A 6483-nucleotide genomic window follows, 5' to 3' on the forward strand; every position below is an offset into this window, starting at 1 on the left:
AATCCCAAGCAAACCTCGACGCTTCTCCATCACGACCTCCTGAGGATGTGTCACGTTCGCGTCTTGTCCCGCCTCGATCGCTTCATCCCGAATCGAGCTCGCAGCTTTATCGGGCAATCGCCCGGTCCCTGTCGATCGATCCCAGTATGCCCCCCCATCTCTCGGGAGGGAAGTCTCCGCCTCGCTCGCTCCGCCTCGACGCGAATCATCCCCCGCTGGCGTCACTCCTGGCAGGCCGCTACAGTGATCGCAGACCTCTCACAATAAACAAAGATGCGCGACGCCCCCTGCAAGCCAGGCGATCTTCGGGGATTCTCCCCTCGGTCGCTCGCCGGCAAGTGCTCGATTCACGCCCCTCAACTCAACGTCCGGACCATCGTTCTTCCCCCTTTTCGCCCGATCACCTCGGCCAGAACGGAGCATCACCATGCGTCTCGGGTTGATCGGATCGACCGGCCACTGGCAGAGCTACGCCCCCGCCCTCGACCAGATCACCGGCCTCGAACTCGTCGCGGTCGCCTCGACCGGCCCGGAGGAATCGACCGGCGCCTTCGACCACGCCCCCGGCCTGACGATCGACACCCGTCGCTATGACGACGCCCTCCGGATGCTCGAAACCGAACGCCTCGACCTGGTGCAGGTCTGCGGCCGTGCCGACCGCATCCCCGCCTGGACGCTTCGATGCCTGGAACGCGGCCTTCCCGTCATCGCCGAGAAACCGCTGGCCATGGACCTGACCACGCTTGAAGATCTCTATAAGACCGCCCAGGCCAATCAAGCTCCCCTCGTCCCCATGCACACCATGCGGGGCGTGCCCGAACTGGCTTCCGTCCATCGCGTCGTCCGGGCCGGAGCCGTCGGCGATCCCCTCCTCAGCTTCAGCCAGAAAAGCTACAAGTGGGGCCGCACCCGCCCCGCCTCCTGGCGCAGTCGGGACACCTTCCCCGGCATCGCCCCCTGGGCCGGCATCCACGCCTTCGACTGGCTGCACTGGATCCTCGGCGACGTCTTCACCTCGGTCTCCGGCCACGAGGGCACCACCGCCCATCCCGACTTCCCCGCCTGCGCGAGCCAGGCAAGCTACGTGCTCACCATGCGCAACGGCGGAGTCGCCTCCGTCACGCTCGACTACCTCCGCCCCGAGACCGCCCCCACCCACGGCGACGAGCGCGTCCGCATCGCCGGCACCCTCGGCGTCGTCGAACTCGCGCTGGCCGATCGCAAGGTCACGCTCACCACCGCTCAGGAACCGCCCCGCACGCTCTCCCCCGACCCTCAACTCGACCTGTTCACGCGCTTCGCCCGCTCCTTGCAAGGCGAAGGCCCTCCCCCCCTGACCCTCCACGAAGCCTGTCGGATCACCGAGATCGCCCTCAAGGCCCAGCTCGCCGCCGACACGCAGCAGGCCATCCCCCTGACCGACTCCCCCTATCACACCCCTTGAACCAGGCCCCACCCCTCGCACCCGGCCGTTCTACCCGTCGCATCCCGCACCCCTCACGAGTCGTCCGATCCCGCGGCGTCCCCCTCGTGCAAGCGGACCAGCGACCGCCGCACGTCGTCGAGCGTGCCGACGAGCACGAACATGCGATAGGCATACTCACCCGGCCGCACGCCCCGAGGGTCGCGCTCCCGGAACACGCAGTTCCACTTGTTGACCCGCTCGGCCTCGAAGCGGAACCGACCGTAGCCCGGCGACGGGTCGGGCGAGTAGACCCCCATCGCGTGCGACCCGTCCGCGGTCGACAGGACGACCGGATCGGCCTGCTCCCCCGGCCCGTCATCCAGCGGCACCAAGTCGCCCGTCGTCGCGTCGAACCGCCAGAACGCGCCGAACTCGGGGGGCATGTAGCCGGTCACCGCCTCGAACTGGGCATACGTATGGTGCTCTCCCTGCGGGACCGTGAACACCACGTCGTATCGAATGACTTTCGGGTCCCCCCCTTCCCCGATCCGGACCCGCTTCGAAACGAGGTGATCCGACAGGACGCGATCGTTCTGGGCCGGGTTCCCGAGCGACTCTTCCCCCGGCGCGAGCCAGAAGGCCATCCGCACCGTCGTCCTCAGCTCCGCCCCCTCGGCGTGAAGCTCCAGCAACCGGCTCGACGACGAGTCCCCCGTCCCGTCGGCCCGCGATCCGGCCTCGGTCGGGTTGAACACCTCGGGGACGAACGGCTTGCCGCAGTCGAAATTCGCCGCCGACTGCAATTGCCGCCCGTGGTCGAAACTGTCGATAAACTCCTTGCCCCCCCAGGTCAGCGAGTGGATCGCCCCCGCCAGGCGATCGGTCGTGGTGATCACCACCTCCGAACCCCCTTCGCCGCCTCGGATCACCGCGTCGCCGGACACCCCATCCTCACCCGGCCCCAGGGCCGCCGCCGCGAAGCAAACCAGCATCAGCGTCATGGTCGTCAATCCCCTCGCATCACGGACGCCACCGACCAACCCCCGATTCCCGAACAGGATAGGACGAAGTCGAGGCGTATCACAAGCACGATGTCATGGCCCGATCGCGCCCGCAGGGCCCAAATGCTCCTCGGTCATTCATGTTCCCGACTCGAAATCGGGACGTTTCGCCGCCTCCCCGAACCTCCCGACCCCTCGGCGCCTCCATTCAAAATACCGAGCGGACCGGCCACCCCCGTTGCCCGGCGAGAGATCAATCGATGAGCCAAGATGCCGTGATGGGCGAGTCGACCGAGGTGCCCGCCCCCGAGCCCGAGGAAGGCTGTCGCCCCCGATCGCGGCCGGGAGGAAGCCGCGAACTCCTGACCCTCGCCCTGCCCCTGGTCGTCAGCCAGAGCTTCATGACCGCCCAGGTCTTCGCCGATACCCTGCTCCTCGCCTGGCACGACCCTCTGGAGATGGCCGCCTCCTTCCCGGCCATGATGTGGTTCTGGCTCCCCTTCGGCCTGCTCCAGGCCACCGCCGGCTACGTCGCCACCTTCGTCGCCCAGTACACCGGCGCGGGGCGGCATCACCGCGTCGGCCCGGCCGTCTGGCAGGGCATCCTCTTCGCCGTGGCCGCCGGCTTGCTCTTCCTGCTGATGGTCCCGGCCGCGCCGTCCTTGATCGCCCTGGGCGGGCACACGCCGGCCCTGCAAGGGCTGGAGGTCACCTACCTCCGCTGCCTGAGCTTCGCCGCCCTGCCCATGCTGGTCATGTCCGCCATCAACGGCTTCTTCTCGGGCCGCGGGCAGACGTGGACCGTCCTGGGGATTGAGGTCGCCGGCACGGCCGTCAACATCGCCGGGGGGCTCGTCCTCATTTCCGGCCGCCTCGGCTTCCCTGAGTGGGGCATCGCCGGCGCCGGCTGGTCCACCGTGGCCGGCTCGTGGGTCTCCGCCCTGGTCGCCCTGGTCCTGTTCCTCCGCCCTCGCTTCGCCCGCGAGTTCCGCACGCTGGCCGGCTGGCGACCGGAGCGGGAACTCTTCGGACGGCTCCTGCGCTACGGCCTGCCCGCCGGCTCGCAGGTCTTCTCCGACGTCCTGGTCTTCCACGTCTTCGTGCAGCTCGTCGGCCGGCTCGGCGAGGCCCAGGCCGGGGCCACCGCCCTGACCGTCCGGCTGAACATGGTGGCCTTCCTCCCCATGCTGGGCATGGTCCAGGCCGTCTCGATCCTCGTCGGCCAGCGCCTGGGGGGCGAGCAGCCCGACCTGGCCGAGCGTTCCGCCTACACCGGGCTGAAGTGGGTGTTCGCGTACATGAGCCTGGTCGCGTTCGCCTACCTGACGATCCCCGGCGTGATGGTCTCGGTCTTCGAGGGCCAGGCAGACCCTGCCCACTTCTCGGCCGTGGCCGAGCTGGTCCCCGCCCTCCTGGCGATGGCCGCGGCTTACTCCCTGGCCGACGCCGTGAACATGACCTTCTCGTTCTCCCTCCGCGGCGCCGGCGACACCCGATTCGTCTCGGTCGTGACCTTCCTCCTCGCCTGGCCGATCATGGTCATCCCCACCTACTTCCTTGTCCAGTCCGGCGGGGCCATCGAGTGGGCCTGGGCCTTCGCCACCGCCTATATCCTGGCCATGGCCGCCTGCTTCTCGCTCCGGTTCCGCTCCGGCAAGTGGAAATCCATGCGGGTCATCGAGGCCGCCGAACTCACCCCATGACCCTCCGCAACCCCGAGCATCCCGGCCCGCACGACGCGGAGGTCTTCGACAACCCCCAGCACGCTCACGCCCTGACTCCTCAACGCCGGCAGCGTCATCCAGCGCCTCGTCACCGAGCCAAAAGCGACCCCGACCGGCCTGCTCGTTCTTGAGCAGGTCGTCGCGGGTGAATCAATACCATCGCCCACCTCAGGCGTCGGGCGTATGGACCTTTCCATCCCCATCCCGGGCGCTCGCGGCGACGATCCGGCCAGGCGATGACCTGTAATCGAAAAGTTCCCGCTTCAGGGGCCGCGCCCCTCACTCGGGGCTGCGTCACAATCTACGACAGACTAAAGACTTGCGTCGAGAGCGGGCGAGGGGATTCGAACCCCTGACGTCCAGCTTGGGAAGCTGGCATTCTACCACTGAATTACGCCCGCGGTGGGATGATCGGAGTTGAAGAGCGGGAGTGTGGGACACTCAATCGTCCTGAGCACCGGTCGATCATCGTTAGAGGCATGGTAATGCCGGAAGGCGGCCGGGTCAAGGAGGTGGAGGAGGTCTTCGCTTAATCCCGGAGGGGGAGCCGGGCCCGGCGTCACCGAGGGGGCGGAGGGGTGACGCCGGGCGAGGGCGGCGATGATCAGAGGGACCAGGGCTTGCGCATCGTGGGAGAGAGCAGGCGGTTGGCGTCCTCGCTGTTGGTCACCTGTTCGGCCTCGGGGTCCCAGGCGAGGGGGCGGCCGGTGAGCATGGCCAGGGTGTTCAGGTGGCAGATGGTGGCGGTCCGGTGGCCGACCTCGGCGGGGGCGACGGGGCGCTGGCGGCTGCGGACGGAGTCGAGGAAGTTGCGCTGGTGGCCGGGGCTGCGGCCGAGGTGGATCTCGTCCGGCCCGATGGTTTCCTCCAGGAGCGACGGGCTGGAGGCTTCCAGCCGACCGCCGTGGATCTCGACGAAGATCCAGCCGTCCTCCCCCTCGAACTTCAGGCCGCGGGGGCCTTCGGTCGAGCCGATCAGCTTCGTCCCGTCGGCATACGTGTTGGTGAATTCATAATCCCAGAAGACGTCGTAAAGCCCTTCGCCGCGACGCCCCTCGGCCTCGAAGTGGACCGGGCCGGTGTGATCCATGCCCAGTCCGAGCTGGGCGATGTCGATGACGTGGGCGCCTCGGTCGGTCATCTCGCCGCCGCCGTAAGCCAGGTTGAAGCGCCACCAGAAGTGGCAGCGGGCCTCGGCATACGGCACGCGGGGGGTGTGGCCGAGCCAGAAGTCGTAGTCGAACCCGTCGGGGATCGGCTCCGGCCCGGGGACCTCGGCCAGGGCCTTGGCCTCCTGGTGGTGGTTGTCGTTGTCGGGAAGGTTGATGCGGACCGTGTGCACCCGGCCGATCCGGCCGTTCTGCACCAGCTCGCAGGCGAACCGCGCATTGTCGCCCGATCGCTCGTGGCTGCCGACCTGGAGGATCCGCCCGTGGCGATCCACCGCGTCGACGATCGCCCGCCCCTCGGCCACCGTGTTCGTCAGCGGCTTCTCGCAGTAAATATCCTTGCCGGCGTGGGCCGCGGCGATCGTCGGGATTGCGTGCCAGTGATCCGGCGTGGCCACGATCACCGCCTCGATGTCATCCCGCGCAAGCAGCTCTCGGAAGTCGTGATACGAGGCGCAGTCGTCGTTGCCGACCTGTTCATTCACTTCCGCGACCGCCTGCTGCCGGTGCGAGGCGTCCACGTCGCAGACGGCCACCAGTTGCACGTCGGGCTGCTGGAGGAACATCCGGTTCAGCCCCCGGCCCCGGCCCCCCACGCCGATCGTCCCCAGCACGATCCGGTCGCTCGGCGCGGCCGATCCGTCTCGCCCCAGGGCCCTCGCGGGCACGACCGTCGGGAACGCGATCGCGCCGACCGAGGCCGCCGCGGCACTCATCAGGAACTTCCGTCGCGAGGCGTTGTTGCGCGATGCGTTCATCTTCGATGGCTCCTCGATCTGGAAAAGGGGAAGGCCCATCTCGACTGTCGGTCGACCCCCGCCGACCTCGATCCGAAGCGATGGACGATGCCCCCCGATCATCCCCCCCCCGTCCTCCGATTTCCAGTCGATACCCCCGTCGGTCGGCTCGGCTCCTTTGACGATCCCGGTGGCATGCTCATGTGAAAGGCCGTTCGACGCAAAGCATGTCATCACCGCATCGGTCATTTTCTGTGACTGCCGACGCCCATTTCCACGACTGTATAGATAGAGAGAGACGGGTTTCCCTGCCCTCATCCCCTGATCGCCTTCCGGCATCCCCTCCCTGATGTCGCCGAAGGATCGAGGCACCTCTTTGACAACCGCATCGCGAGCCATTTCCAGCCTCTCCGATGCGCATCACGAGGCGCATCAGAAGCGCATCAC

Annotated in this window: 4 protein-coding genes and 1 tRNA gene; 2 read left to right on the plus strand and 3 right to left on the minus strand. The window is 67.9% G+C overall.

Features of this window, described 5'->3' with window-relative positions; all coding sequences use genetic code 11:
- Positions 1-427 precede the first annotated feature (427 nt).
- Complete coding sequence (locus AB1L88_RS16005; RefSeq protein WP_367097679.1) at positions 428-1444, plus strand: Gfo/Idh/MocA family oxidoreductase; 1017 nt, start codon at positions 428-430, stop codon at positions 1442-1444.
- A gap of 53 nt (positions 1445-1497) precedes the next feature.
- Here AB1L88_RS16005 and AB1L88_RS16010 read toward each other — a convergent pair whose 3' ends face one another.
- Positions 1498-2406, minus strand: coding sequence for a hypothetical protein (locus tag AB1L88_RS16010; RefSeq protein WP_367097680.1), 909 nt, complete (start codon positions 2404-2406; stop codon positions 1498-1500).
- A gap of 260 nt (positions 2407-2666) precedes the next feature.
- Between AB1L88_RS16010 and AB1L88_RS16015 the strand changes: the two genes are divergently transcribed.
- The gene (locus AB1L88_RS16015; RefSeq protein ID WP_367097681.1) at positions 2667-4109 is read left to right on the plus strand and encodes an MATE family efflux transporter; all 1443 of its coding nucleotides are present in this window, start codon (positions 2667-2669) and stop codon (positions 4107-4109) included.
- Positions 4110-4459: 350 nt separating this feature from the next.
- Here AB1L88_RS16015 and AB1L88_RS16020 read toward each other — a convergent pair.
- Together AB1L88_RS16020 and AB1L88_RS16025 are read right to left on the minus strand one after the other, a co-directional pair.
- Positions 4460-4531 (minus strand) — tRNA-Gly (locus AB1L88_RS16020).
- Between the two features lie 203 nt (positions 4532-4734).
- The gene (locus tag AB1L88_RS16025; protein WP_367097682.1) at positions 4735-6057 is read right to left on the minus strand and encodes a Gfo/Idh/MocA family oxidoreductase; all 1323 of its coding nucleotides are present in this window, start codon (positions 6055-6057) and stop codon (positions 4735-4737) included.
- Positions 6058-6483: the final 426 nt, after the last annotated feature.

Origin of the sequence: Tautonia sp. JC769 (genome assembly GCF_040717455.1) — a bacterium.
In the GTDB taxonomy this organism is placed as follows: domain Bacteria; phylum Planctomycetota; class Planctomycetia; order Isosphaerales; family Isosphaeraceae; genus Tautonia.

Excerpts from the sequence above, each read along its gene's own strand:
- AB1L88_RS16005 (WP_367097679.1), top strand. The coding sequence starts at position 428 with ATGCGTCTCGGGTTGATCGGATCGACCGGCCACTGGCAGAGCTACGCC.
- AB1L88_RS16010 (WP_367097680.1), bottom strand. The coding sequence starts at position 2,406 with ATGACGCTGATGCTGGTTTGCTTCGCGGCGGCGGCCCTGGGGCCGGGT.
- AB1L88_RS16015 (WP_367097681.1), top strand. The coding sequence starts at position 2,667 with ATGAGCCAAGATGCCGTGATGGGCGAGTCGACCGAGGTGCCCGCCCCC.
- AB1L88_RS16025 (WP_367097682.1), bottom strand. The coding sequence starts at position 6,057 with ATGAACGCATCGCGCAACAACGCCTCGCGACGGAAGTTCCTGATGAGT.